Source organism: Jidongwangia harbinensis (assembly GCF_020216025.1).
Taxonomy (GTDB): domain Bacteria; phylum Actinomycetota; class Actinomycetes; order Mycobacteriales; family Micromonosporaceae; genus Actinoplanes; species Actinoplanes harbinensis.
Genome location: NZ_JAIWNC010000005.1, coordinates 114,478 through 138,657, shown reverse-complemented (window position 1 = coordinate 138,657; position 24,180 = coordinate 114,478). Strand labels below are relative to the sequence as shown.

The following is a 24,180-nucleotide window of genomic DNA, read 5'->3' as shown; positions in this document are numbered from 1 at the left end:
CTAGGTGCTCGCGGCGAAGTGCTCCACCTTGGCGGTGTCGCCGGCCACGATCAGGATCGACCCCTCCGGCACCACCGTCTCCGGACGGGCGTACGTGAAGTCCTCACCCGGCAGCTTGGTGCCCACCACCGTGACCCCCCACTTGCTGCGCAGGCCGATGTCGGACAGCGACCGCCCCACCGCGTCCTTCGGCGCGCGCACCTTGGCGATGGCGAAGCCGTCGTCGAACTCGATGTAGTCCAGCATCCGGCCGGTGATCAGATGCGCCACCCGCTCGCCCATCTCCGACTCCGGATAGATCACGTGGCGGGCGCCGACCCGGGACAGGATCTTCCCGTGCTTGGTGCTGGTCGCCTTGGCCCAGATCTCCGGCACGCCGATCTCGTTCAGCGTCAGGACGGTCAGCACGCTGGTCTCCAGGTTCGTCCCGATGCCCACCACGGCCCGGCCGAACTCGTGCACGCCGAGCTGGCGCAGCGTGTCGGTGTCCGTGGCGTCCGCCTCCACCACGTGGGTGAGCCGGTCGCCCCAGTCCTGCACGATGCGCGCGTCGGCGTCGACGCCGAGCACCTCGTGGCCCAGGTTCATCAGGGATTCCGCCACCGCGCCGCCGAACCGGCCCAGGCCGATCACCACGACGTTGTCGTCGCGTGCGTACTTGTCCTTGTCAGCCAACGAGTGGTCGCTCCTCGGGATAGCGGTACAACCGGCGACGGGTGTTCAGCGCGATCGCGGTGCCCACCGCGATCGTGCCGACCCGGCCGACATACATCAAGACGGTCAGCAGGATCTGCCCGGACGGCGGCAGTGTCGGCGTGATGCCGGTGCTCAGACCGGTGGTGGCGAACGCGGAGGTGACCTCGAACAGCGCCCGGTCGAACGGCACGTCGTCGGTCAGCGCGATCAGCCCCAGGGTGCCGGACGCGACCAGCGCCACGCCGAGCAGGGCCACGGTGACCGCCTGCCGCTGCGTCTCCTCGGCGATCCGCCGCTTGCTGATCACCACGTCCGGCTCACCCCGGACCTCGGCCCAGATCACGAACGCCAGCAGCAGGAACGTGGTCACCCGGATGCCGCCCGCGGTGCTGGCACTGCCGCCGCCGATGAACATCATCGCGTTCGTCACCGCGACCGTCTCGGCGTTCATGCTGCCCAGATCGATGCTGTTGAAGCCGCCCGACCGGGTCATGATGTCCTGGGTGAACGCGGCCAGCACCTTGGTGGGCGTGCCGAGCGGGCCGAGCGTGTTCGGGTTGGACCACTCGAAGGACAGGAAGATCAGGAAGCCGAGCGAGCTGAGCAGCACGGTGCCCCACACGGTGAGCCGGGTGTGGGTGGACCAGCAGCCCGGCTTGCGCCACTCCCGGGCCAGCTCGAACAGCACCGGAAAGCCGATCGCCCCGGTGAACACGCCCAGCGCCAGCGGCATGCAGATCCACCAGTCGCCGACGAAGCGCACCAGGCTGTCCGGGTACAGCGCGAAGCCGACGTTGTTGAACGCCTGCACCGCGTGGAAGACCGCCTCCCAGACGGCGCGGCCGAACGAGTAGTCGTACCCGAGCCAGAACCGCAGCGTGAGCACCACGCTGATGGCGCCCTCGGTGACGAGCATGACCAGGGCGACCCGGATCAGCACGCCGCCCACGTTGCCGTCGAACAGCCCGTTGCTCTCGGTCTGCGCCATCAGCCGGCTGCGCAGCCCCAGCCGGCGCGAGACCAGCAGGCCCAGCAGCGTCGCCAGCGTCATGATGCCGAAGCCGCCGATCTGCGACAGCACGGTGATCAGCACGTGGCCGAACGTCGACCAGTACGTCGGGGTGTCGACCACCGCGAGGCCGGTCACGCAGACCGCCGAGGTGGCGGTGAACAGGGCGGTCACGAACGGCGCGTGCCCCGGGTCGGCGCGCGCCGCGGGCAGCATCATCAGCGCGGTGCCGACGGCCACCGCACCGAGAAACGCGATCGGCACGATCCGGGCGGGATACCGCCACGGGGAGCGCTTGCGCACCCGGTACCTCCGTCCGCTCGTGTCGACCATGGTCATACCACCTGGCGGCGACAATTGCCCGCCGATCCCGCGGTACCCACCGTCGTGCGAACCGGATACCGTGACCTGATCCACTCCTCAGAAGGGGGATGTGATGCACCTCGGCATGGTGACGGTCTTCGCCTCGACGCGAGGACCCGCCGCGTAACTGCGCGGTTAGCGCTTCCTCGCCCGGGGCGGTCGGTCCGACCGTTTCTTCCCAGGCTTGAGGAGTTCCTTTTGCGTGCCCTGACTTCCGCGCGCCTCGGCGCGGACTTCACCAAACTGTGGACCGCGTCCGCGGTCTCCAACCTTGGCGACGGCGTGACCATGGTGGCCGGTCCACTGCTGGTCGCGTCGCTCACCACCGACCCGGCCGCCGTGGCCGGCGCGGCGTTCGCCACCCAACTGCCCTGGCTGCTGTTCGCCCTGATCAGCGGGGCGTGGGCGGACCGGGTCGACCGCCGGCGCCTGGTCGTCACGGTCAACGTCTGCCGCGCCACGATCATGGCGGTGCTGACCGTGGCGGTGGCCACCGGCGAGGCGTCGGTACCCCTGATCTATGCCGTGTCGTTCCTGCTGGGCGTCGGCGAGACCCTGGTGGACACGGCGTCGGCCTCGTTCGTGCCGGCGATCGTGCCGGTCGAGCGGTTGCCGGCCGCGAACTCGCTGCTGACCGGGACGTTCACGGTGGCGAACCAGTTCGCCGCCAAGCCGTTGGGGGCCTGGCTGTTCGTGATGGGTGCGGCGTTGCCGTTCGGGCTCAACGCCGCGTCGTTCCTGGCTTCCGCGGCGCTGATCGCCGGAATCCGGTCGGTGCGGCGGCCGGTGGGCGCTGGTCCGGCGGGCGCTGGTTCGGTGGCTGGTCCGGTGGCTGGTCCGGTGGCTCGGCCGGTGGACGCTGGGCCGGGTGCTGGTTCGGTGGACGGGCCGGTTGCCGCTGGGGCGGTGGCTGGTCCGGCGGGCGCTGGTTCGGTGGACGGGCCGGTCGCCGCGGCACGGCGGTCGCTGTGGACGGACATCGCCGAAGGTGTGCGCTGGCTGTGGGCGCACCGGCTGCTGCGCACGCTCGCCCTGACGATGGCGTTCGGCAACCTCGTCTTCTGCGCCGCGTTCGCGATCTTCGTGCTGTACAGCCGGGAGCGACTCGGCCTGTCCGGCGTCGGATACGGCGTGCTGCTCACCGCGTTCGCCCTGGGCGGCCTGGCCGGCACGGTCACCGCGCCGTGGCTGCTCCGCCGGGCCGGGGCGAGCACCCTGCTGCGGATCGGACTGCTTGTCGAGGTCGCGCTGCACGCCACCCTGGCGGCGACGACGGCACCCCTGGTCGCCGGGGCGATGATCGTCGTCTTCGGCATACACACCGTGGTCTGGGGCGTCGTGATCACCACGATCCGCCAGCGCGCCGTGCCGTCGGCCCTGTTCGGCCGGGTGACCGGCGCGTACGCACTCATGGACCTTGGCGGCGCGGCGCTCGGATCGCTGCTGGGCGGCCTGATCGCGCAGGCGTACGGCATCGTGGCCACGTTCTGGACGGCGGCCGCGGCGATGGGGCTGGTGGCCGTCGGCGCCTGGCGTTCGCTGGCTGCTGCGTCGGACGAGTTCCGGGACCCGGCAGCACAGCGGTAGCCGGGTCCCCGGTCGGCGGGCGGTCGCCCGGCATGCGGCCGCGCGCCGGCAGGTCTGGGCGGTCTCCGCGATCTCCGCCCGGATCCGACGTGACCGGACCGCGTCGCCTAAGGTCGCAGTCATGGCGAGGCTAGCGGTGGTCAGTGGGGGCGGAACCGGCATCGGCCGGGCGACAGCCGGGATGCTCGCCGGCGAGGGCTACGACGTGATCATCGTGGGCCGCCGGGCCGAGGTGCTCGCGGACGCGGTGAAGTGGATCGGCCCGCAGGCGTTCGCGGTCACCGCCGACCTGGCCGACCCGGACCAGGTCGGCGCCGTGGCGGACGCGGTCGCCGGCCGCGCGGTCGACGTGCTGGTCAACAACGCGGGCGCGTTCGTCGGCGGGGACGACAGCACCCCGGCCGGCCTGGCCGCGCGCTGGCACGCCGCCTTCGACTCCAACGTACTCACCGCCGTGCTGCTCACCGAGGCCCTGTACCCGCTGCTCCGCCGCCCGGGCAGCAAGATCATCCTGACCAGTTCGATCGCCGCTCAGCGGGGCGGCGGTGGCCCGTACTCCGCCGCGAAGGCCGCCCTGCACGGCTACGGCCTGGACCTGGCCGCGCGGCTGGGCGCGGAGGGCATCACGGCCAACGTGATCGCGCCCGGATACGTGACCGACAGCGAGTTCTTCGCCGGGCGGATGACCGAGGAGGGACACCGGCAGCGGGTCGCGGCCACCTTGGTAGGGCGCGCGGGGGTGCCGGACGACATCGCCGAGGCGGTGCGCTGGCTGGTCGGCCCGGGCGGCAGCTTCGTCACCGGGCAGATCATCAACGTCAACGGCGGTTCGGTGCTGGGCCGCTGACGCTCGCCGGGCCGGCTTTTCCGGCCGGTGTCGGTCTCCTTGCGGCCTCTCCGGCCGGTGTCGGTCTCCTTGCGGCCTCTCCGGCCGGTGTCGGTCTCCCCGCAGCCTCCTCGGCCCGTGTCGGTCTCCTTGCGACCTTTCCGGCCCGCGTCGGTCACCGTGCGGTGCTTCAGGCCCAAATGCCGGTCGCCCTTCCAGCCTTCCCGGCCCGCTCTGATCAACGTGCCGTGTCCTCGCACGCACCTCGGTCTGCCTGCCTGCCCGCGCGGCCTCGCGTCTATCGGCCGGCGCCGGTGAATGGCTCCTCGCCCTCCCGGTTCGCGCGGAACCGCAGCGCCGACCACCGGTCGTCGATCGCGACCTGACCGTTCGGCCGCATGCCGAACTCCGCCACGACGGGCCACAGGCTGTCCCGGTTGACGTCGCTCCGGTTCCCCTTCGGGTAGGCCACCCAGAGCACGCCCGGCGCGTGCAGGTCGGCCGCGTGCTCGGCGAGGATCCGGCGCGCCGAGGCGGCGTCCTCCACGAAGATCACCGCGGTGCTCGCGGTGACCAGCTTGTCGGTCTCGCGGACCCCGTCCGGCATCGGCGTCAGCAGTGCCGTGTGCGCGGGGTCCGACACCCAGACCGTGGTGTGCGGCTTGATCTGCAGTTTCTCGGCGATCGTCTGGCTCATGCCGCTCACGATTTCACGGGCCGCCCGGATCGGATCCCACTTTCCTCCGGCCTGTGGATAACTGCCGTCGGCCTGTGGACAACCGCTTTCTGTCGGGCCGGGCTGGTAGACATGCGGCGTGGCCGAGATGACGCAAGGGGCAGTGGGTGAGGCGGAGCGCGCCGCCGTGCGGGAGTGCGCGGAGGAGGTGCTGCGCAGGCTCGCCGGGGAGCACGCGGTGCTGCGGGAGGATCAGTGGCGCGCGATCGAGGCGCTGGTGGTCGACCGCCGGCGGGTGCTGTGTGTGCAGCGCACGGGGTGGGGCAAGTCCGCGGTCTACTTCGTCGCCACCGCGCTCCTGCGCGACGGGGTGACCGCCGAGGCCGGGGAGCCACCGGCCGGCCCGACCGTCATCGTGTCGCCGCTGCTCGCCCTCATGCGCAACCAGGTGGAGGCGGCGGCGCGCGCCGGCATCCGGGCCCGCACCATCAACTCGGCCAACCTCGACGAGTGGGACGAGATCACCGCCGAGATCCGGGCCGGTGCGGTGGACGTCCTGCTGATCAGCCCGGAGCGGCTCAACAATCCCGACTTCCGCGACAACGTGCTGCCCGGCCTGGCCGCGACCACCGGCCTGCTGGTCGTGGACGAGGCACACTGCGTCTCGGACTGGGGCCACGACTTCCGGCCCGACTACCGGCGACTGCGGACGTTCCTGGCCGGCCTCTCCGGGCGTACCCCCGTGTTGGCCACCACCGCCACCGCCAACGCCCGGGTCACCGCCGACGTCGCCGACCAACTGGGTGATGCGCTGGTGTTGCGCGGCCCACTGGACCGCGATTCGTTGCGCCTGGCCGTCCTGGAGCTGCCCCAGGCGGCGCACCGGCTGGCCTGGCTCGCCGATCATCTGGAGCGGCTGCCGGGTTCCGGCATCGTCTACACGCTGACCGTGGCCGCGGCCGCGGAGACCACCGAGTTCCTGCGGTCGCGGGGCTTCCCGGTGGCCTCCTACACCGGTCAGGTCGAGGACGCGGACCGGCGTGCGGCCGAGCAGGACCTGCTGGACAACAAGATCAAGGCGCTGGTGGCGACGTCCGCGCTCGGCATGGGCTTCGACAAGCCCGACCTGGGCTTCGTGGTGCACCTGGGCGCGCCGCCCTCGCCGATCGCCTACTACCAGCAGGTGGGCCGCGCCGGCCGGGCCGTCGAGCACGCCGAGGTGGTGCTCCTGCCCGGCCGGGAGGACGTGGCCATCTGGCGCTACTTCGCCTCGCTGGCGTTCCCGCCGGAGGAGCAGGTCCGCTCGGTCCTCGCCAACCTCTCACCGGACCGGCCACTGTCCACGCCCGCGCTGGAACCGCTGGTGGACCTGCGCCGCGCCCGGCTCGAACTGATGCTGAAGGTCCTCGACGTGGACGGCGCGGTGCGCCGCACCCGGGGCGGGTGGCTGGCCACCGGAGAACCATGGACCTACGACACGCAGCGCCTGCGCCGGGTCGCGGAGGCGCGGACCGCCGAGCAGCAGAGCATGATCGAGTACGCCGGCACGACCGGTTGCCGGATGGAGTTCCTGCGGCGCAGTCTCGACGACCCGGGCGCCGCGCCGTGCGGGCGGTGCGACAGGTGTGCCGGGCCCCAGTTCGACGCGGAGGTGTCGGCGGACTCGCTGGCCGCCGCGCACGCGTTCCTGGGCCGGCCCGGCGTCGAGATCGCCCCCAAGAAGCTCTGGCCGACCGGCATGGACTCGGTCGGCGTACCGCTGAAGGGCCGGATCGCGCCGGCCGAGCAGATCGCGCCGGGTCGCGCCGTCGGGCGCCTGTCCGACCTGGGGTGGGGTGACCGCCTGCGGGCACTGGTCGCGCCGGAGGCGCCGGACGGCCCGGTGTCCGACGAGGTGGTCGCCGCGGTCGTCGAGGTGCTCAAGGCCTGGGCGCACGGGGACGACCGGTGGGCGCAACGCCCGGCGGCGGTGGTCGCGGTCGGCTCGCACCGCCGCCCGGAACTCGTGCAGAGCATCGCCACCCGGGTGGCCACGATCGGCCGCCTGCCGCTGCTAGGCACGCTCACGTCGGCCCATGTGGGGGATGCCGGGCCGCGCGGCAACAGCGCGCAGCGGGTCCGGGCGTTACACGAGGCGTTCGGGGTGCCGCCGGAGATGGCGACCGCCCTCGCCGAGCTGGACGGGCCGGTCCTGCTGGTCGACGACCTGGTCGACTCCGGGTGGACGATGGTGCTGGCCGGGCGCGCGTTGCGGCGGGCGGGCGCTCCCGCCGTGCTGCCGCTGGCCCTGGGAGTGGCGGGCTGACCTCCGGTCACTCCGAGACGCCGGGCCGCAGCGGCGATGCGGCGGTCCAGGTCCGCGGATGGGCAGACCAGACGGCACGCCGGACCTAACGATGCAAAACGGTCTAAAGCGACGCTTGGCGGTCACGTGTCACCTTATACGGGAGGGGGGTATGCTTCGTGCATGTCTGACGACGTCACGACCTCACACGCAGGACCGCACGGCTACTCCGGAGACAAGCAGGCGCTGCTCGGGCGGCTGCGCCGGATCGAGGGGCAGATCCGCGGACTGCAGCGGATGGTGGACGAGGACACCTACTGCATCGACGTGCTCACCCAGATCTCGGCCGCGAAGAGCGCGCTGCACTCGGTCGCGGTGGGGCTGCTCGAAGACCACCTCGCGCACTGCGTCGTGGACGCCGCGCGGGCCGGCGATCCGAGCGCCAAGGTCAAGGAGGCATCGGACGCGATTGCCCGCCTCGTGCGGTCCTGAGTCCGTCGCGAGCAGATGAGGCGGCACGTCCGGCCGGTGGGTGACCGGGGCAGCGGCCGGACCTGACCGGGGACCACAATCGACAGAGACCACCCGATCCGGCCGCGCGGCGGGACGATGGCCGGGACCTCGAGTCCGGGCCCGAAGGGAATGACCATGGCAGTCACCAGCACCTACACCGTGACCGGAATGACCTGCGGGCACTGCGTCCATGCCGTCACCACCGAACTGACCGAACTTCCGGGCGTGGCCGACGTGCAGGTGGATCTCGGCACCGGCGCGGTCACCGTGACCAGCGCGGAGCCGCTGTCCGCCGACGCGGTCCGGGCCGCGGTGGACGAGGCCGGCTACGCACTCGCCGATGCCTGACACGGTCGAGGAGACTCCGCCCGCCGGGGACCGGACGAACTTCCGGCTCGCCGCGCTCGGCGCCGTCCTGGTGGTCGTGCTGTTCACGGCGTACGGCATCGGGCGGTTGAGCGAGGGCGGCACCGGCAACGCCGCACCGGAGGCGAGCGCGACCGCCGGCGAGCCGGCCCGGGACGGCGCGGGCGCGGCGGTGCCCGACGACACCGGTACGGCGCCGCACGAGCACGGCGGCGACGGGACGGTGCCGCACGAGCACGGCGGCGCCGGGCCGGTCACTCCGGTGGGCGGCGCGCAGACGGCCGGTGCGGAAGGCGTGGGGGGTCTGGCGGTCACCGCCGCGGGGCTGACCATCACCCCGCGCGGCACCACGTTCCCGGCCGGCCGGGCGCAACCGCTGCGCTTCGCCATCGCGGGGCCGGGTGGTGCGCCGATCACCACGTACGCCATCGTGCACGACAAGCCGCTGCACCTCATCGTGATCCGGCGCGACCTCACCGGCTTCCAGCACCTGCATCCGACCATGGCGCCGGACGGCACCTGGAGCGTCGACCTCACGCTCGCCGCGCCGGGCAGCTACCGCGCCGTCGCCGACTTCACCGCCATCGTCGGCGGTCGGCCGATCGCCACCACGCTGGGCGTCGACCTGACGGTCGCGGGAAACTACGCGCCGGTCCCGCTGCCCGCACCGGTCCGGCAGGCGGCCGTGGACGGATTCACGGTCGGGTACGAAGGAACGCCCAGCACCGGCTCCACCCAGCCGCTGCTGATGACCGTGGCCACCGCCGACGGGCGGCCGGCCGCGGTGGAGCCGTACCTCGGGGCGTTCGGGCATCTGGTGGTGTTGCGTGAGGGCGACCTCGGCTACGTGCACGTCCACCCGGAGGCGCAGCCGGTCGACGGCAAGCTGAAGTTCTGGCTCGCCGCGCCGGGGCCCGGCCGCTACCGGATGTTCTTCGACTTCAAGGTCGCCGGCCGGGTACACACGGCGGCCTGGACGGCCGTGGTCGGCTGACCGGCGTCCGGGCCGTCGTCGGGGGAGCGGTTGCGGTCAGTGGAGGAGTTTCGCCAGGGCGGGGGTCACGCCCCACTGGGCGGTCAGCGCCGCATACTCGGCCCGCTGCTCGTCGGTGGGTGCCGCCCCGGTGTGGCGGGCGCGCAGCAGCAGGTTGCGGGGCGTGTGGGCGGAGTCGACGAACTCGACCACGTCGACCCGGTACCCCCGCAACCGCAGCAGCGCCGACCGCAGCGAGTCGGTCAGCACATCGGCGTACCGTTCGCGCAGGATGGCGTGCCGGGTCAGCTCGCCGTACGGAGGCGGCGCGGTGCCGGCCTTGAGCTGGGCGGCGATGTCGTGGTGACAGCACGGGGCGGCCAGCACCCACCGGGCGTTCCAGTGCACCGCCCGGGCCAGCGCCTGGTCCGTCGCGGTGTCGCAGGCGTGCAGGGCCAGCACCAGGTCGGGCGGGTACGCCACCTCGGCGTCACTGATCGTGCCGGCCACGAACGTGACCCGGTCGGCGCAACCCAGCTGTTCGGCGACCGCCGAGTTGCGTACCCGCTGATCGTCGCGGACGTCCACACCCACCACCTGGACGTCCGCGCCCAGATCGGTCAGGTAGCGGTAGGCGGCGAACGTCAGGTACGCGTTGCCGCAGCCCAGGTCCACGACCCGCAGCGGCGACGGCAGACTGGCCGGGTCGTCCGGCAGCGTCGCGGCCAACGCGCGCAGGAAGGCGTCGACCTGGCGGCGCTTCGCGGCCGTCCCGCCCACCACGGCGAACAGCGGATCACCCGGGTCCAGCAGCCACTGCTTGGTGCGGTCGTGCTGCTGCGGCGCCGCGGGTGCGGTGGTGGCCGCGGCCCGGTGCACCTGGGCGTCGCCCTTCTTGGTGACCCGGACCTGCACGGTCGCCGACGCGGTCTCCACATGCCAGTTCCCGAACGGCTCCGCGAGCAGCGCGTCGACCGCGGCCGCGGCCTCCGAGCCGGGGGCGACATTCCGGGTGTACGGGCGGGCGCCGTCATCGGTGACGATCTGCAACCGCGGTCCGCCCTTGAGCGCGACCGGCCGCAGTTCCGCCCGGTTCACCGACGGGATGTGGCCGCGGCGCCGGCCGGCCGCGACCGCCCGGGTGAGGGCCGGGTCGAGCAGCAGGTCGCGTACTTCGGCGAGGGCGGTGTCGAGCGGCTGTGGCATCCGTCCATTCTGCCTCGGCCCACGTGTGGATCTCGAAATCCCGATCACCTTGTTAGGCTGACCTAACCCCAGAAGCGAGGTGCGGAACGATGGCCGTAGCCGACCCGTCCGAGTCGCAGCGTCTGTCCGCGCGCGTGCGGGCCGGCACCAGCGCCGATCACGACGCGGCGCAGGGCAGCGGCTTCCTGGACGCGCTCGCCGCGGGCCGGTTGCCGCGGGACGCGTACGTCGACCTGGCCGCCCAGCACTGGTTCATCTACTCGGCGCTGGAGAGTGCCGCGGTGCCGATGTCGGCCGACCCGGTCGCCGGCCCCTTCGTCCGGCCGGAGCTGGCGCGGGTCCCGGCCCTCGCCGCCGACCTGGGGCACCTGGCCGGCCCGGACTTCGCCGAACGGATCGTCGCACTGCCCGCCACCGTCGCCTACCAGACCCGCCTCGACGAGGTCGCGGCCCACTCGGCGCCGGCGTTCGTGGCACACCACTACACGCGCTACCTGGGCGACCTCTCCGGCGGGCAGTACCTGGGTCCGGCGATCGCCCGGGCGTACGGGCTGAACGGCGAGGGGCACCGGTTCTTCGTGTTCGACGGGATCCGGCCGCCGTCGTTTCGGGCCCGGTACCGCGAGATGCTGGACGACGTCGCCTGGTCGTCGGCCGACGAGGATGCGTTCCTGTCCGAGGTGCGGGAGGCGTACCGTCTGAATATTGCCGTTCTGGCCGAATTAACGGAGCGTTGGACCTCATGAGTGACCCGTTCCCGCCCGACGTGGTGATGCAGATCGCCCGGCACATGAACGACGACCACGCCGACGACAACGTGGTGATCGTCCGTGGTCTCGGTGGCGCGCCGGCCGCCACCGCGGCACGGATGTCCGGCCTGGACCCCGACGGCATGGACTTCGACGCCACGGTGGACGGTATCGCCGTCCCGATCCGGATTCCGTTCCCGGAACGTCTGACCGAACGCCGCCAGGTCCGGGCCGAGGCCGTCCGGATGTACCGCGACGCCTGCGCCGTCCTGGGCGTCGACCCCCGGCACTGACCCGTCGGTTTTCTCCTGCCGTCCTCGGCCCTCGATCCCGCTCCGTTCGCCCACCGAGGCGGGCCGGGCGGGCCGGGTCAGTCGTCTGCGGTGGTGCCGACGCCCGCCTCGGAGCCGCCCGTCATCTCGCCGCCGGCGGTGCCGGCTCCCGTCTCGGAGCCGCCCTCGCCGGTGGCGGTGTCGGTCGCGCTCCCGGCGCCGCGACTGCCGCGGCCGCCACGGCGACGCCGGCGGCGCGGGCGATCCGCGTCGTCCGAGTCGGTGTCGGTGTCGGCGCCCGCCGAATCGGTCGTGGCCACGGCGTCACCCTGGTCGGTGCCGTCCGCGAAGAGCGGAGCGGCGGCCGTGCGACGGCGGCGGGTGCGGGCCGGCTTCTGCTCCGCGGCCGGTTCGGCCGCGGTGTCGGCGCCGGTGTCGGTCGTGGACGGCGCGGCGGCGGTGGCGTCCGTAGCCGTTGCGTCGTCTTCCACCCGGCGCCGGCGACGCTGGCGCTTGGGGCGCTCGGCCGTCTCCTCGGGTGCCGGTGCGTCGGCCTCGCCGCGTCCGCGGGACCGCCCGCGGCCGGGGCCGCCCGCGCCGGGGCCGGACCGCCCGCGCCGCCGGGTGCCGCCGCCCAGATCTTCCTCGACCTCGGCCGACAGGCCCGCCCGGGTACGCCCCGCGGTGGGCAGCGTGCCGGACACGTCGGTGGGGATGTCCAGGTCGGCGTAGAGCGCCGGACTGGTGTGGTAGGTCTCCGGCGGCTGCGGCATGTTGAGGCCCATCGACTTGTCGATGAGCACCCAGCGCGGCATGTCCTCCCAGTCCACGAACGTCACCGCGACGCCGGTGGCGCCGGCCCGGCCGGTGCGGCCGATGCGGTGGGTGTACGTGTCCGGGTCTTCCGGGCAGTCGTAGTTGATCACGTGGGTGACGCCGGACACGTCCAGGCCGCGGGCCGCGACGTCGGTGGCGACCAGGACGTCGATCTTTCCGGTACGGAACGCGCGCAGCGCCCGCTCCCGCGCGCCCTGGCCCAGGTCACCGTGCACCGCGGCGACCGCGAAGCCGCGGAAGTCGAGGTCCTCGGCGACCCGGTCGGCGGCCCGCTTGGTGCGCGTGAAGATCATGGTGAGGCCGCGCTCGCGGGCCTGCAGCATCCGCGCCACCATCTCCAGCTTGTTCAGCGGGTGGGTGCGGTACACCACCTGCTTGGTCAGCGGGCTGGGGCCGGACTCGGCGGTGTGGCCGGCGTGGATGGTCACCGGGTGGTGCAGGAACCGGCGGGACAGCGCCACGATCGGGTCCGGCATGGTGGCCGAGAACAGCATGGTCTGCCGCTGCTCGGGCAGCATGGCGAGGATCTTCTCGACGTCGTCCAGGAAGCCCAGGTCGAGCATCCGGTCCGCCTCGTCGAGCACCAGGGCGCGGATCACGTTGAGCTTGAGCTGCTTCTGCTTGGCCAGGTCGAGCAGCCGGCCGGGCGTGCCGACCAGGATCTCGACGCCCCGCTTCAGGGTGTCGACCTGCGGCTCGTAGGCCACGCCGCCGTAGATCGGGAGCACCCGGACGCCCCGGGTGGCGCCGGCGGCGGCGAGGTCGCGGGCCACCTGCAGGCCCAGTTCGCGGGTGGGCACCACGACGAGTGCCTGCGGCTGGCCGTCGGCGCCCTCGCTGGGTGCGGTGACCCGCTCCAGCAGGGGCAGGCCGAAGGCGAGCGTCTTGCCGGTGCCGGTCGGCGCCTGGCCGATCATGTCGGTGCCGCGCAGCGCGATGGGCAGCGCGTACTCCTGGATGGCGAAGGCGTTGGTGATGCCGGCCGCGGCGAGTGCCGCCACGGTCTCGGCGCGCACGCCCAGCTCCGCGAAGGTGGGGCTGTCCGGGCGTACCGGTGCGCGGGTGAGCACGGGTACCAGAGCTGGTTCTGTTCCGTTGTCGATGTCGGTCATGGAGTTCTGCGGGTGCCTCTCGTGGTGCGCCCGTCGAAGTCCTGGGCGCGGTATGGGTAGGGCGCGGGCCACACGCGAGTTTGGTCTCGCGGGCCGCACGCGCGTCGCGGCGGCGAGGCGTCAACCCGGTCCGAATCATGACGTTCTGTCCGGGCCTGTACGGGTTGACGTCGGCGCGACAAGGTCAGTCTACCCGACCAGGAGATCTCGCACCTCGGACCGAAGACACGGCAGGGAACCCCGGGGTCGGGGTTCCCTGCCGTGACCGGTGTGTCTAGCGAGTGGTGAAGCCGAACGGCCGGTTGGACGACTCGGCGATCTCCACGTAGGCCACCTTGGCGATCGGGATGATCACCTTGCGGCCCTTCTCGTCGGTGAGCGCGAGCACGCTGTCCTTGGCCAGGGCCTCGCTCACCAACTGCTCAACCTCCGCCGGGGTCTGCGCACTCTCGAGCGTCAGCTCGCGCGGCGCGTGTTGCACGCCGATCTTGACCTCCACGGGGTCCTCCCTAACGAATTGGCCTACCGCCATGAAGGCTAGCCGATTTCGGACGGCGTTCCCGGTGACGACCCACCCTGCAGCGGGAAGCTGGCGATGCCCCGCCAGATCAGCGCCGCGGCCAGGGTCTCGGCGTCGTCCTTGGGGATTCGCCGGCCGGTCGCCAGCCAGTACTGCGCGGACTGTCCGGCGGCGCCCACCAGGCCGGCCGCGAGCAGCGCGGCGCTGTCCGGGTCGACTCCGGTGTCCGAGATGATGGTATCCGTCACCGCGGCGATGCAGCCCTGTTCGACCCGCTCCACCCGCTCCCGTACCTGCGGGTCGTTGCGCAGGTCGGACTCGAACACCAGGCGGAACGCCTCGCTCTCGTGGTCGACGAAGTCGAAGTACGCCTGCACGGCGCCCTTCACCCGCTCCTTGTTATCCGGGGTGGCGAGCATTGCGCTCCGCACCTTGGCGATTATCGCGTCACAGTGCGTGTCCAGCAGGGCCAGGTACAGCTCCAGCTTGCCGGGGAAGTGCTGGTAGAGCACGGGCTTGGAAACGCCGGCCCGCTCGGCGATGTCGTCCATCGCGGCAGCGTGGTAACCCTGCGCGACGAAGATCTGTTGAGCGGCGGCCAGGAGTTGCTTACGGCGCGCCGAGCGCGGCAGCCGGGTGGGACGGCCTGCCGTCTGCGCGCCGCCGGTCGCAGCGGTCATGGTGGGAAACCTCCGAGACGTCTTCCCCGCGATGTGTGGACGCGGTTTGCCCTAAACGCCGTGGTCCACGGCAGGGCGGGCAATTGTCGCGACGCTGCAACTTATCGCCACTGCAACCACACGGTAGCCTCAGCGGGGGCGACCGAGGAGCGCGCGGTGGATGAAACAGGGCATTCCGGTGACACCGGGGCCGCCGAGAGCGGCGCCGGTGCCGATTCACGTGACCGCACCCTGTTGAACGGCTGGTCCCGATCCGACGGCCCGTGGTCGAACGCCGGGTCGGCGCTCGACCCGGAGGAGGACGACGTCCCGAACTGGCGTCGCCCGTCCACGGAGGTGCGCCCGTTCACCCGGCAGAACCTTCCGCCGGAACACCCGTCGGGCGAGGTCCGGCCGTTCGGCGAGCGGCCGTTCGTGGACCGGCACCCCTCCGGAGAGGTACGCCCGTTCGGGTCGACTTTCCCTGCCCCGGAATCTTCCGCACCCCGTTTCACCTCGGGAGACCCGCATCCGCCGCAGGCGCCGGACACCCGGGACGTCGGCGCACCGCGCTGGTCGGAGAGCCGGTCGCGATACTCGGACCTGATGAACACACTGTCCGCCAACGGCGCCGAGCCCACCGGTCTCCCGGCCCCCGCGTACCCCGATCCCACCCGGACCGGCCCCGCCCAGCCCGGGCGCCCGGACTCGCTGGAGAACGACGACCGGCAGCTCGGTGCCCGCAGCCCGCTGGACGCGCCGGCGCCGAACAGTGCGCCGCCGTACCCGTACGAGGGTGATCTGGACGACGCCACCCGGAACGAACCGCCGGCCGCCCAGCAGCGCGCCGCGGTGCCGCTGGAGCGCCCGACCCGGCCGATCTTCCCGGCGGTCCGCCCGGCCACCCCCGGCGGGCGGCGTGCCGACTGGGCGGCCCCGGAACCGGCGCGCAACGACGCGGCCCGGCACGCGCTGGACCCGGCCACGCCGCTGGACGGCCTGCCCCGGGTCGAGCCGGCGCCCACCGACGACCGGGGTGCGTCCGCCCCGACGGCGCGGTCGTCGTACGATCCGGTCAGCTTCCCGCGCCGGCTGCGGTACGACTCCGCACCCCCGGCCGGATCCGTGCCACCCGCCGACGCTTCCACCGGATACGCCGCGCCCACGGCGTACACCGGATATCCCGGCCGGCCCGCCGGCGACCCCGGCGAGACTACGGCCGCCGACGCCATCGCCCGGGCGCTGCCCCAACGCGTCCCGGCCGAGCCGGACGTACCCACCGTCCCGGAGCCGCCGTCCGTGGAGCCACCGGCCGAGACCCCTGCGCTGGCCCGCATCGCGACGCACCTGCGTCGCGATGACGTGCTGTCCGAGTCGCAGGAGCGCCAGGAAGGCTTCGACGTCCAGGCCATCCTCGCCGCGGTACGCGAGGTCGAAGGCGTCCGCGACGCGTCGCTGCGGTCCACCCCGGCCGGCGCGCACAGCCTGCGCCTGGACCTCGCCGAGGGCGCCGACCCGGCCGAGGTGAGCCGTCACGTGGCCCGCCTGCTACAGGACCGGATGGGCCTGGACGCGGCCATGCAGGGTGACGGCGCGCCGCCACTGCCCGCGGCGCCGGCCTCGGGGCCGCCGGTCACCACGCCGTTCGTGCCGAGCCAGGCCGGCCCCGGCCGGGCGCCGACCGGAACCTCCACGGCGCCGGGCGAGGATCTGCAACGGCTGCCCACCGCACCGCAGGCCGGCCGGGCCGCCACCCTGCGTCCGGCCGAGCCGGAAGCCCCCGCCGAGCCCGTGGAGCAGTACGCGCCGGCCGTGCCGGTCGCGCCCGCCGCCGCCGTGCCCGGTGGCCCGATCGCACCCGTCGCCCCGGCGGCGTCCCGGCCGGCGGAGCCCGAACCGACCGGCGTCACCTGCGTACCGCCCCGGCCGCTCGATCCCGGCGACCAGCCCGGCCCGCGGGTGGTCATCGACAACGTGCAGGTCAACACGTTCGGCAACGAGGCGACCGTGGAGGTCCGGCTGAGTGCCGGCGGCCGTACCCAGTCGGGTGTCGCCACCGGGCCCGCCTTCGACGGATACCTGCTGCGGCTGTGCGCGATGGCCACCGCCACCGCGCTGGACGACCTGCTCGTCACGTCCAAGCACGACGACGGCCCGGCCCGGTGTTTCGTGGAACACGCCGCGGCGGTGCCGTTCGGGTCGCTCCAGGTGGCCGTGGTCGTGGTGCTGCTGTCCTGCGGAGGCTGGGTGGAACAGCTGTCCGGCTCCGCGGTGGTGGCCGGCGAGGACCGGTACGCCGCGATGGTCCGGGCCACGCTGGCCGCCGTCAACCGGCGACTTGAGGCACTCTTGGCCTGATGAAGGGCTGCATCCTCGCCGACGACGGCGCACTCCTGCCGGACGGCGCCGTACTGCCACCCTGGCCCGCCCGCCGGGTCCTGGTGGACGGCACCATGCTGCACGTACGCGACACCCCCGCGACCTCGCCCACCGCCGAGCCGGCGGTCTACGTACACGGCCTCGGTGGTTCCTCGCAGAACTTCACCGACGTGGCCGGCCTGCTCGCCGACCGCTTCGACGGCCAGGCGGTGGACCTGCCCGGCTTCGGCTACAGCGACCCGCACCCGCGCTACTCCATCCCGGCGTTCGCGGACCGCCTGATCACCTACCTGGACCACGCCGGCCGCGGCCCGGTCCACCTGGTCGGCAACTCGCTCGGCGGCTCCATCTCGGTCCGGGTCGCCGCCCTCCGTCCCGACCTGGTCCGCACGCTCACGCTGATCTCGCCGGCCATGCCGTTCCTGGACCCGCGCCGCACCGCGCAGGGCCGGGTGCTGCCACTGCTCGCACTGCCCCGGGCGGACCGGCTGCTGGCCTGGGCGTTCGCCCGGATGACCGTCGAGGAGATGGCCGAGCAGGTGCTGATCGCCTGCTTCGGCGACACCAGCCGGATCCACGAGCAGCGACGGGCCGAGGCGATCGAGGAGATCCGGCTGCGGTACACCGTGGCGCACTACCCGAAGGCGTACCTCGGCACCCTGCGCGGCCTGGTGTCGAGCTTCCTGCGGGCGTACCTGCCGGGGGCGAACTCGCAATGGCGCCTGGCGGCCCGCATCACCGCGCCCACCTGCGTGATCGGCGGCCTCAACGACAAGCTGGTGGACTCCCGGGTGCCGATCCAGGTGGCCCGGGCCATCCCGGACAGCCGGTTGCTCCTCCTGCCCGGCGTCGGCCACGTCGCGCAGATGGAAGTGCCCCGGCTGGTGGCCCGCGCCATCGTCGGCATGCTCGCCGACATCGGGTCGCCACTGGCGCGGGACGTCACCCGCTCCGCCTAGACGTTCGTCGAGACAACGGACGGCGGTTGTGTAACGCTGGCATTCGATGATCGACGTCCGTACGCCCGTCCACCCGGCCGTCCGCCGGATGCACCGGCAGCGGCGCCGGCGCTGGTGGTCCACCGGGCTCGGCGTGTTCACCCTGCTGCTCGCCGGCGGAGCCGTGCTGCCCCGGCTGACCCCGGCCCCACCACCGGCGCCGGTGGTCAGCACCACGCCGCGCGCGTTCGGCGCCGTACCGGTCCGGCCGTCCGCGTCGGCGCCCGCCCCGGCGTCGACCGCGGCGCGGGGTCCGATCCCGGCGCGCGGCACCGGCAAGTTCGGGTACGCGCCCGGCCGCGGCAAGGTGCTCGGCACGAAGGGCCCGGTGCGCCGCTTCCGGGTCGCCGTCGAACACGGCAGCGGCGAACCCGTGGCGGCGTTCGCCGCCGAGGTCGAGGCCACGCTGGGCGACAAACGCAGCTGGACCGGCGGCGGGCGCCTCCGGTTGCAGCGGGTGGCCGGCCGCGACGAGCACGACTTCACCGTCTACCTCGCCACCCGCGACACCGCCGCCACCATGTGCGAGCGTGGCGGCGTCAACATCAGAATCGGCGGTCGGCCGTACACCTCATGCCGCACCACCGGCCGCGCCATCCTCAACCTCGACCGGTGGCGTTCGTCGGCACCCACGTTCACCAGGGCGAAGGTCCCGCTGCGCACCTACCGGCAGTACGTGATCAACCATGAAGTGGGCCACGAACTGGGCAAACACCACCAGGGATGTCCTCAGCGAGGCGGTCCGGCGCCGGTGATGGTGCAACAGACGCTGACCCTGCGCGGATGTACGCCGAACGCCTGGCCCCGCCGTGGTGCCCGGGAACTGACGGGTCCCTCCAGGTTCTGAGAAGGCGTGGCCGTCGCCGCGAGCCGGATCGCGGCTCGTGTGCTCGTGGGCGCGGTGCGTCAGCCGGGCTGATTGCTTGCTGCGGGGACTCGCGAAACGCCTGTGGCGCGCCTCCACCCATGGCACCCTGGCTTATGTTATGGCAAAGCCGACAAAAGGTTCCGCAGAGCTACGGGCCGCCGCCGATGACTCTGCCCAGCCGAACCAGCCCACGGCGGCCGTCGAGCGTTCCCCACGACGCGGCACCGGCAGTGTGCCGGCCCGCACTTCCTCCGCTTCCGACGTCTCGGTGCGGGCCGCCGTGCCCCGGACCGGCACCGAACCGCCCCGAGCCGAACCGGACGCGATCGAACCGATCGGCATCGGATCGGGGGTGGTGGGACCGGCTGGACCGGACGTGACCGGACCGGGTGCGGCGGGCGGGCCGGGTGCGGCAGGCGGACCTGATGTGGCGGCCGCGCCGGATGCGGCGGCCGCGTTCGAGGCCGGTCGTCGAGCGGTTGCCGAGGCCGCCGGGAAGCTCGGCGGCACGGCGGCGGGGTCGAGGGAGGCGGCGGCTTCGGCTGCTCCGGCTGCTCCAGCTGCTCCGGCGGTGAAGGCTGCTCCGGCTGCTCCGGTTGCTCCGGTTGCTCCGGCTGCGAAGGCTGCGCCGGCGGTGAAGGCGGCTCCGGCGGTGAAGGCGGCTCCGGCGGCGAAGGCGACTCCGGACGTGAAGGCGGCGCCTGGGACGAACTCACCGTCGAGCGCCAAGAGCGCGGCAACGACGAAGGGTGCGTCCACTACGAAGGCTGTGGCTGGCCGGAAGGCCGCGCCCGATACCAAGGCTTCTCCTGCTGGGAGGAATGCGCCTACCGCCGTTGCCACGAAGAACACCTCCGCGACAGTCCGGCCAACCACGAAGCCGGCGGCGCCGGCAAAGGCCGTGCCGGGAGAGGCTGCGCAGACCGCGAAGGCCGCCCCGACCAGGCCCTCGGCGAAGGCTGCGCCGCCCGCGAAGGCCACACCGCCCGCGAAGGCCACACCGCCCGCGAAGGCCACACCACCGGCGAAGGCTGCGCCGACGGGGAAGGCCGGGTCGCCCGCGAAGGCCGCGCCGACGGGGAAGGCCGGGTCGCCCGCGAAGGCCGCGCCGACGGCGAAGGCCGCGCCGACCACGAAGGCGTCGCCCGCCAAGGCCCCGTCTCCGGCCAAGGCAGCCCCCGCAAACCACACCCCCACCGACAAGGCCGGCTCGCCGTCCAAGTCGGCCCAGGTCAGGAAGGCCCAGCCCGCTAGGACCTCGGCCTCGGACAAGACATCGAACGTCAAGTCACCCCCGGCCAGCGCGCCACGGGCCACACCTGCCAAGGCGAACGCAACACCCACCGAAACGAAGCGACCCCGCAAGACGGCATCCCACGGACCAGCCGAGATCGAGCCACCCACCACGAGTGCGGCCGGCGACCGCCCAACCGGGACGCCGGGGACCGGTGCCGCCAAGGCCGCGCCGCCCCGGAAGAGTCACGCCAAGCCGGAGCCGGCCACGGCCGACGAGGCGCCGACCAAACCGGCCGCGTTGAAGCGGACCCGGTCCCGGGCGGCCGAACGCACCGCGGCTCCGCGGATCGCACCCGCGCGTCCGGCCGAGGCCGAACCGCGCCCAGATCCGACAAGCCCCGAACCCCACCCGAACCCGACCCCGGCCACGGCACCGAGCCTGTCCGCGACGCCGCAGTCGACCGCGACATCGGATCAGTCCGTGGCGCCGCAGCCGACCGCGACGACGGATCCGTCCGTGACACCGCAACGGACCGTGACACCGCAACCGGCCGCCTCGCCGCACACCGACCCACCCGCGGCCGACAACCCCACGACAACGGTCAGACTCCGCCCGGAGCCCGGCGACATAGCCGCACCCGTCCCGGCAAGCCCCGTCTCGGCAAGCCCCGTGCCGGCAAGCCCCGTCCCGGCCCACCCGGAGGCCGCGACCCCCGAGGCCGCAAACCCGGAAGCCACGGAGCCGGCAGGAGCCGAGCAGCCAGGAGGAGCCGAGCAGCCAGGAGGAGCCGAGCAGCCGACCGGAACCGAGCAGCCGACCGGCACCGAGCAGCCAACCGGCACCGAGCACACGGCAGGCCCCGAAGCCCTCGCCCCGACACCAGACCCCGAACCGACCCCGGACGACGGCCACACCGACGACGCCGCGCCCCCGACCCGTCGCCCGTCCCTCGGCCGGTCCGGTGGGATCGTGGCGCCGTCGCGTACCCCGTCGCACACCCGCCCGGCCGCGGGCCGGCCTCCGGCCACGTCCCGGGCGCCGGCCGGGCCGCCCGAGGCGGTGCGGCCGCCGATCGTCGTCCTGCCGCGTGACGACGCCGCGCCGGCCGCCGCCGGCCGTCGCTCGCTGCAACGCCGGCGGCTCGTGGTGGTGCTCGCGTTCGTGCTGCTGGCGGCGTTCGTGGTGGTGGTCGGGTCGCTGATCCGGGGTGACGGTAGCCGCCGGGCGGCGGTTCCGCCGGTGGCGTCCGTGCCGGCCGGCCCGCAGCCCAGCGCCGCGGTGGCGCCGACCACCACTGCCGCCGCCGCGGCGGTCGCGCCGCCGGACGTGGTGGGGGAGTTCACGTTCGCCGGCGGGTACGGGTCGGTGCTGGGCACCGGGGGCGCGCTCCGGCCGTTCAAGGTGAGCGTGGAGACGGTGCTGGGGCTGGGCGACGGTGCGGCGTTCGCGGCCGAGGTGGAGCGGATTCTGGGCGACCCGCGCGGCTGGATCGCCGGTGGCGACGTGCGGTTGCAGCGGGTGCCGGCCGCGGCGGCCTCGGACTTCACCGTGTACCTGGCGTCGCCGGACACGTCGGAGCGAATGTGCCGGGCGGGTGGCCTGGAGACCGGCGGGTTCTCGTCCTGCCGGCTGCCCGGTCAGCTGGTGATCAACCAGGACCGCTGGCAGGACGCGGTGCCCGACTACGGCGCGCCGCTGGAGACGTACCGGGCGTACGCCGTCAATCATGAGGTGGGGCACCAGCTCGGGTACGAGCACGAGTCCTGCCCCGGTCCGGGGCAGCCGGCCCCGGTGATGCAGCAGCAGACGTACGGTCTGAACGGCTGTGTCGCGAACGCCTGGCCCTACATCGACGGCCGCCGTTACCCGGGTCCGCCGGCCGACTGACGGTATTCCCCATCCCGCATGTCGGGCCGGTGTTCCACGTCATGTCCGTTCACGGCGACAACGAGCAACAATGGGGCAGCGCACCTTACCGCCAACCCGGGGAGTACACCGTGTCCCTGCCCCCGCTCGTCGAGCCTGCCGCCGAGCTCTCCGTCGACGAGATCCGCCGCTACTCGCGCCACCTGATCATCCCGGACGTCGGGATGGACGGCCAGAAGCGGCTGAAGAACGCCAAGGTGCTGGTGGTCGGCGCGGGCGGCCTCGGTTCGCCGGCCCTGCTGTACCTGGCCGCCGCCGGCGTCGGCACGCTCGGCATCGTGGACTTCGACACGGTCGACGAGTCCAACCTGCAACGCCAGGTCATCCATGGCGTCTCCGACGTGGGCCGGCCCAAGGCCGAGTCCGCGGCCGCGAGCATCCGCGAGATCAACCCGCTGGTCGAGGTGGTCATCCACAACACCGCGCTGGACCGGGACAACGTCCGGGAGATCTTCAGCGGGTACGACCTGATCGTCGACGGCACCGACAACTTCGCCACCCGGTACATGGTCAACGACGCCGCGGTGCTGCTCGGCAAGCCGTACGTCTGGGGATCGATCTATCGCTTCGACGGCCAGGCGTCGGTCTTCTGGGAGGAGCACGGCCCGTGCTACCGGTGCCTCTACCCGGAGCCGCCGCCGCCCGGCATGGTCCCGTCCTGCGCCGAGGGCGGCGTGCTCGGCGTGCTCTGCGCGTCGATCGGGTCGATCCAGGTCAACGAGGCGATCAAGCTGATCACCGGGATCGGTGAGCCGCTGGTCGGCAAGCTGATGGTCTACGACGCCCTGGAGATGGAGTACCGCAAGATCCGGGTACGCAAGGACCCGGCCTGCGCGCTGTGCGGTGACAACCCGACCGTCACCGACCTGCTGGAGGACTACGAGGACTTCTGCGGTGCGGTCTCCCCGGAGGCGCAGGAGGCCACGCTCGACGCGACGATCACGGCCAAGGAGCTGAAGGAGTGGCAGGACTCCGGCAAGGACGTGTTCCTGGTCGACGTCCGTGAGCCCGCCGAGTACGAGATCGTCCGCATCCCCGGCGCGACGCTGATCCCGAAGGGGGAGATCCTCTCCGGCGATGCGCTGTCCCGGTTCCCGCAGGACCGGCAGATCGTGCTGCACTGCAAGTCCGGCGTGCGGTCGGCGGAGGCGCTGGCCGCGCTGAAGGCGGCTGGGTTCAAGGACGCGGTGCACGTCCAGGGCGGCGTCGTCTCCTGGGTCAACACGGTGGATCCGTCGCTGCCGTCGTACTGACCGGCGGTGCGGCTCCGGCCAGCGGATCAGCGGGCTGAGCTGTACCGTCTCCGTCGTGGTGGATATCGATGCCGCAATCGGGTACGTGGTGGCGCACGGTGATCCGGTGGAGCGCGCCCGGCTGGCGTTCCTCCGCACCGGCGCGCCGCCGCCACCGCACATCGTGGATCGGATCGGCGCCGGTCAGACTCAGTCCGGCGGGTGGCCGCCGTCCGGCGAGGGCGTGACGTCGTCGGTGGACGCCACCTGTTTCCGGCTCGGTGAGCTGGACGATCTCGGCGGTCTGCGCGGTCCCGCGGTGGAGCGGGCGCTGGCCTGGCTGGTCGGTGTGCAGCGCCGGGACGGCACCTTCCAGGAGGACGAGGCGCTGGCCGTCGAGGCGCCGGCCTGGGCCCGGCCGGGCGATCCGGAGGCCACGCTGTACCTGACCGCGGTGGCCGGCTTCTGGCTGGCGGTCGCCGAGCTGGAGGCGCACCCGCGCCGGGATGCGCCGGCCCGGCACGGCCCGGCGATGGCGGAGGCCGCGCGGTACGTGGCCGCCCGGTTGCGCCCGGACGGCACCTGGCCGTCGTTCCTGGCCGCCGGCTGGCACGCCGCGGGCTTGCTGCACGAACAGCAGTACTTCTACGAGTCGGCGCGGATCCAGCTGGTGCTGGGCGACCGGCTGGGCGACATGTCCCCGGCCGACACGGCGTCGATGGCGGCCGCGCTGCGCCGGCTGAACCTGGGCGACGACTGGCTGCTCACCGCCGCCCGCAAACGGCTCGGTGAGACGCAGCGGGCGGACGGCGGCTGGGACAGCGACGAGGGCCCGCTGTTCGACGTCAACACCACGCTGGTCGCGATCCGGGCGGTACTGTCCTGACCCGGC

Annotated in this window: 22 protein-coding genes; 14 read left to right on the top strand and 8 right to left on the bottom strand. The window is 73.2% G+C overall.

Going from position 1 to position 24,180, the window contains the following annotated elements:
- Positions 1-675 carry a potassium channel family protein gene (locus tag LDL48_RS09345; protein WP_225254623.1) on the bottom strand — a complete coding sequence of 225 codons (675 nt, stop codon included), beginning with the start codon at positions 673-675 and terminating at the stop codon, positions 1-3.
- Positions 668-1,969: a TrkH family potassium uptake protein gene (locus LDL48_RS09340; RefSeq protein ID WP_225254818.1), complete on the bottom strand. Its 1,302-nt coding sequence runs from the start codon at positions 1,967-1,969 to the stop codon at positions 668-670. Before LDL48_RS09340 ends, LDL48_RS09345 begins: the two co-directional genes overlap by 8 nt.
- 297 nt (positions 1,970-2,266) lie before the next feature.
- Between LDL48_RS09340 and LDL48_RS09335 the strand changes: the two genes are divergently transcribed.
- Together LDL48_RS09335 and LDL48_RS09330 are read left to right on the top strand one after the other, a co-directional pair.
- The gene (locus LDL48_RS09335; protein WP_225254622.1) at positions 2,267-3,655 is read left to right on the top strand and encodes an MFS transporter; all 1,389 of its coding nucleotides are present in this window, start codon (positions 2,267-2,269) and stop codon (positions 3,653-3,655) included.
- Between the two features lie 121 nt (positions 3,656-3,776).
- Positions 3,777-4,502 (top strand): SDR family NAD(P)-dependent oxidoreductase, encoded by a 726-nt coding sequence (locus LDL48_RS09330; protein ID WP_225254621.1) that lies wholly within the window; start codon positions 3,777-3,779, stop codon positions 4,500-4,502.
- A 277-nt stretch (positions 4,503-4,779) separates the two neighbouring features.
- Here LDL48_RS09330 and LDL48_RS09325 read toward each other — a convergent pair whose 3' ends face one another.
- Positions 4,780-5,178 (bottom strand): hypothetical protein, encoded by a 399-nt coding sequence (locus LDL48_RS09325; protein ID WP_225254620.1) that lies wholly within the window; start codon positions 5,176-5,178, stop codon positions 4,780-4,782.
- A gap of 127 nt (positions 5,179-5,305) precedes the next feature.
- Here LDL48_RS09325 and LDL48_RS09320 point away from each other — a divergent pair, with 127 nt between their 5' ends.
- The 4 genes from LDL48_RS09320 to LDL48_RS09305 all read left to right on the top strand — a co-directional run bounded on the left by LDL48_RS09320 (position 5,306) and on the right by LDL48_RS09305 (position 9,314).
- Positions 5,306-7,462 carry a DEAD/DEAH box helicase gene (locus tag LDL48_RS09320; protein ID WP_255627765.1) on the top strand — a complete coding sequence of 719 codons (2,157 nt, stop codon included), beginning with the start codon at positions 5,306-5,308 and terminating at the stop codon, positions 7,460-7,462.
- Between the two features lie 162 nt (positions 7,463-7,624).
- The gene (locus LDL48_RS09315; protein WP_225254619.1) at positions 7,625-7,933 is read left to right on the top strand and encodes a metal-sensitive transcriptional regulator; all 309 of its coding nucleotides are present in this window, start codon (positions 7,625-7,627) and stop codon (positions 7,931-7,933) included.
- Between the two features lie 156 nt (positions 7,934-8,089).
- The gene (locus tag LDL48_RS09310; protein ID WP_225254618.1) at positions 8,090-8,302 is read left to right on the top strand and encodes a heavy-metal-associated domain-containing protein; all 213 of its coding nucleotides are present in this window, start codon (positions 8,090-8,092) and stop codon (positions 8,300-8,302) included.
- Positions 8,295-9,314 carry a DUF8832 domain-containing protein gene (locus tag LDL48_RS09305; protein ID WP_225254617.1) on the top strand — a complete coding sequence of 340 codons (1,020 nt, stop codon included), beginning with the start codon at positions 8,295-8,297 and terminating at the stop codon, positions 9,312-9,314. The genes LDL48_RS09310 and LDL48_RS09305 overlap by 8 nt, the downstream gene beginning before the upstream one ends.
- Before the next feature lie 36 nt (positions 9,315-9,350).
- Here LDL48_RS09305 and LDL48_RS09300 read toward each other — a convergent pair whose 3' ends face one another.
- Positions 9,351-10,499, bottom strand: a complete 1,149-nt coding sequence (locus LDL48_RS09300; RefSeq protein ID WP_225254616.1) for a class I SAM-dependent methyltransferase — start codon at positions 10,497-10,499, stop codon at positions 9,351-9,353.
- Between the two features lie 89 nt (positions 10,500-10,588).
- On the opposite strand from LDL48_RS09300, the gene LDL48_RS09295 reads away from it, so the two are divergent.
- Positions 10,589-11,245 carry a biliverdin-producing heme oxygenase gene (locus LDL48_RS09295; protein ID WP_225254615.1) on the top strand — a complete coding sequence of 219 codons (657 nt, stop codon included), beginning with the start codon at positions 10,589-10,591 and terminating at the stop codon, positions 11,243-11,245.
- Complete coding sequence (locus tag LDL48_RS09290) at positions 11,242-11,541, top strand: DUF2470 domain-containing protein (protein WP_225254614.1); 300 nt, start codon at positions 11,242-11,244, stop codon at positions 11,539-11,541. Before LDL48_RS09295 ends, LDL48_RS09290 begins: the two co-directional genes overlap by 4 nt.
- 77 nt (positions 11,542-11,618) lie before the next feature.
- Here the strand turns inward: LDL48_RS09290 and LDL48_RS09285 are convergent, their stop codons facing one another.
- The 3 genes from LDL48_RS09285 to LDL48_RS09275 all read right to left on the bottom strand — a co-directional run bounded on the left by LDL48_RS09285 (position 11,619) and on the right by LDL48_RS09275 (position 14,669).
- Entirely contained in the window at positions 11,619-13,469 is a 1,851-nt protein-coding gene (locus LDL48_RS09285; RefSeq protein ID WP_225254613.1) for a DEAD/DEAH box helicase, read from the bottom strand.
- Positions 13,470-13,743: 274 nt separating this feature from the next.
- Positions 13,744-13,968 (bottom strand): DUF3107 domain-containing protein, encoded by a 225-nt coding sequence (locus tag LDL48_RS09280; protein ID WP_225254612.1) that lies wholly within the window; start codon positions 13,966-13,968, stop codon positions 13,744-13,746.
- 38 nt (positions 13,969-14,006) lie between these two features.
- Positions 14,007-14,669, bottom strand: a complete 663-nt coding sequence (locus tag LDL48_RS09275; protein ID WP_225254611.1) for a TetR/AcrR family transcriptional regulator — start codon at positions 14,667-14,669, stop codon at positions 14,007-14,009.
- A gap of 156 nt (positions 14,670-14,825) precedes the next feature.
- Between LDL48_RS09275 and LDL48_RS09270 the strand changes: the two genes are divergently transcribed.
- From LDL48_RS09270 to LDL48_RS09260, 3 genes are read left to right on the top strand one after another with little or no spacing between them, the layout of a single operon-like run.
- Positions 14,826-17,006 carry a Daple gene (locus tag LDL48_RS09270; protein ID WP_225254610.1) on the top strand — a complete coding sequence of 727 codons (2,181 nt, stop codon included), beginning with the start codon at positions 14,826-14,828 and terminating at the stop codon, positions 17,004-17,006.
- Positions 17,006-17,986, top strand: a complete 981-nt coding sequence (locus tag LDL48_RS09265) for an alpha/beta fold hydrolase (protein WP_225254609.1) — start codon at positions 17,006-17,008, stop codon at positions 17,984-17,986. The genes LDL48_RS09270 and LDL48_RS09265 overlap by 1 nt, the downstream gene beginning before the upstream one ends.
- Before the next feature lie 46 nt (positions 17,987-18,032).
- On the top strand, positions 18,033-18,872 hold the full coding sequence (locus LDL48_RS09260) for a DUF3152 domain-containing protein (protein WP_225254608.1): 840 nt from the start codon (positions 18,033-18,035) through the stop codon (positions 18,870-18,872).
- Positions 18,873-19,004: 132 nt separating this feature from the next.
- On the opposite strand, the gene LDL48_RS09255 is transcribed toward LDL48_RS09260, so the two are convergent.
- Positions 19,005-20,180, bottom strand: coding sequence for a hypothetical protein (locus LDL48_RS09255; protein WP_225254607.1), 1,176 nt, complete (start codon positions 20,178-20,180; stop codon positions 19,005-19,007).
- Between the two features lie 919 nt (positions 20,181-21,099).
- Between LDL48_RS09255 and LDL48_RS09250 the strand changes: the two genes are divergently transcribed.
- Genes LDL48_RS09250 through LDL48_RS09240 form a run of 3 tightly spaced genes read left to right on the top strand, consistent with a single transcriptional unit; the run spans position 21,100 to position 24,174 of the window.
- Positions 21,100-22,017: a DUF3152 domain-containing protein gene (locus LDL48_RS09250; RefSeq protein WP_225254606.1), complete on the top strand. Its 918-nt coding sequence runs from the start codon at positions 21,100-21,102 to the stop codon at positions 22,015-22,017.
- Between the two features lie 41 nt (positions 22,018-22,058).
- Positions 22,059-23,309: an adenylyltransferase/sulfurtransferase MoeZ gene (gene moeZ, locus LDL48_RS09245; protein WP_225254605.1), complete on the top strand. Its 1,251-nt coding sequence runs from the start codon at positions 22,059-22,061 to the stop codon at positions 23,307-23,309.
- 55 nt (positions 23,310-23,364) lie between these two features.
- The gene (locus LDL48_RS09240; protein WP_225254604.1) at positions 23,365-24,174 is read left to right on the top strand and encodes a prenyltransferase/squalene oxidase repeat-containing protein; all 810 of its coding nucleotides are present in this window, start codon (positions 23,365-23,367) and stop codon (positions 24,172-24,174) included.
- The last annotated feature ends 6 nt before the right edge of the window (positions 24,175-24,180 follow it).

What these genes read in the sequence shown, in the direction of transcription:
- moeZ (WP_225254605.1), top strand. Translation starts at nt 22,059, where the DNA reads ATGTCCGTTCACGGCGACAACGAGCAACAATGGGGCAGCGCACCTTAC.
- LDL48_RS09260 (WP_225254608.1), top strand. Translation starts at nt 18,033, where the DNA reads ATGATCGACGTCCGTACGCCCGTCCACCCGGCCGTCCGCCGGATGCAC.
- LDL48_RS09295 (WP_225254615.1), top strand. Translation starts at nt 10,589, where the DNA reads ATGGCCGTAGCCGACCCGTCCGAGTCGCAGCGTCTGTCCGCGCGCGTG.
- LDL48_RS09325 (WP_225254620.1), bottom strand. Translation starts at nt 5,178, where the DNA reads ATGAGCCAGACGATCGCCGAGAAACTGCAGATCAAGCCGCACACCACG.
- LDL48_RS09320 (WP_255627765.1), top strand. Translation starts at nt 5,306, where the DNA reads ATGACGCAAGGGGCAGTGGGTGAGGCGGAGCGCGCCGCCGTGCGGGAG.
- LDL48_RS09275 (WP_225254611.1), bottom strand. Translation starts at nt 14,669, where the DNA reads ATGACCGCTGCGACCGGCGGCGCGCAGACGGCAGGCCGTCCCACCCGG.
- LDL48_RS09310 (WP_225254618.1), top strand. Translation starts at nt 8,090, where the DNA reads ATGGCAGTCACCAGCACCTACACCGTGACCGGAATGACCTGCGGGCAC.
- LDL48_RS09285 (WP_225254613.1), bottom strand. Translation starts at nt 13,469, where the DNA reads ATGACCGACATCGACAACGGAACAGAACCAGCTCTGGTACCCGTGCTC.
- LDL48_RS09290 (WP_225254614.1), top strand. Translation starts at nt 11,242, where the DNA reads ATGAGTGACCCGTTCCCGCCCGACGTGGTGATGCAGATCGCCCGGCAC.
- LDL48_RS09300 (WP_225254616.1), bottom strand. Translation starts at nt 10,499, where the DNA reads ATGCCACAGCCGCTCGACACCGCCCTCGCCGAAGTACGCGACCTGCTG.
- LDL48_RS09305 (WP_225254617.1), top strand. Translation starts at nt 8,295, where the DNA reads ATGCCTGACACGGTCGAGGAGACTCCGCCCGCCGGGGACCGGACGAAC.
- LDL48_RS09315 (WP_225254619.1), top strand. Translation starts at nt 7,625, where the DNA reads ATGTCTGACGACGTCACGACCTCACACGCAGGACCGCACGGCTACTCC.
- LDL48_RS09330 (WP_225254621.1), top strand. Translation starts at nt 3,777, where the DNA reads ATGGCGAGGCTAGCGGTGGTCAGTGGGGGCGGAACCGGCATCGGCCGG.
- LDL48_RS09265 (WP_225254609.1), top strand. Translation starts at nt 17,006, where the DNA reads ATGAAGGGCTGCATCCTCGCCGACGACGGCGCACTCCTGCCGGACGGC.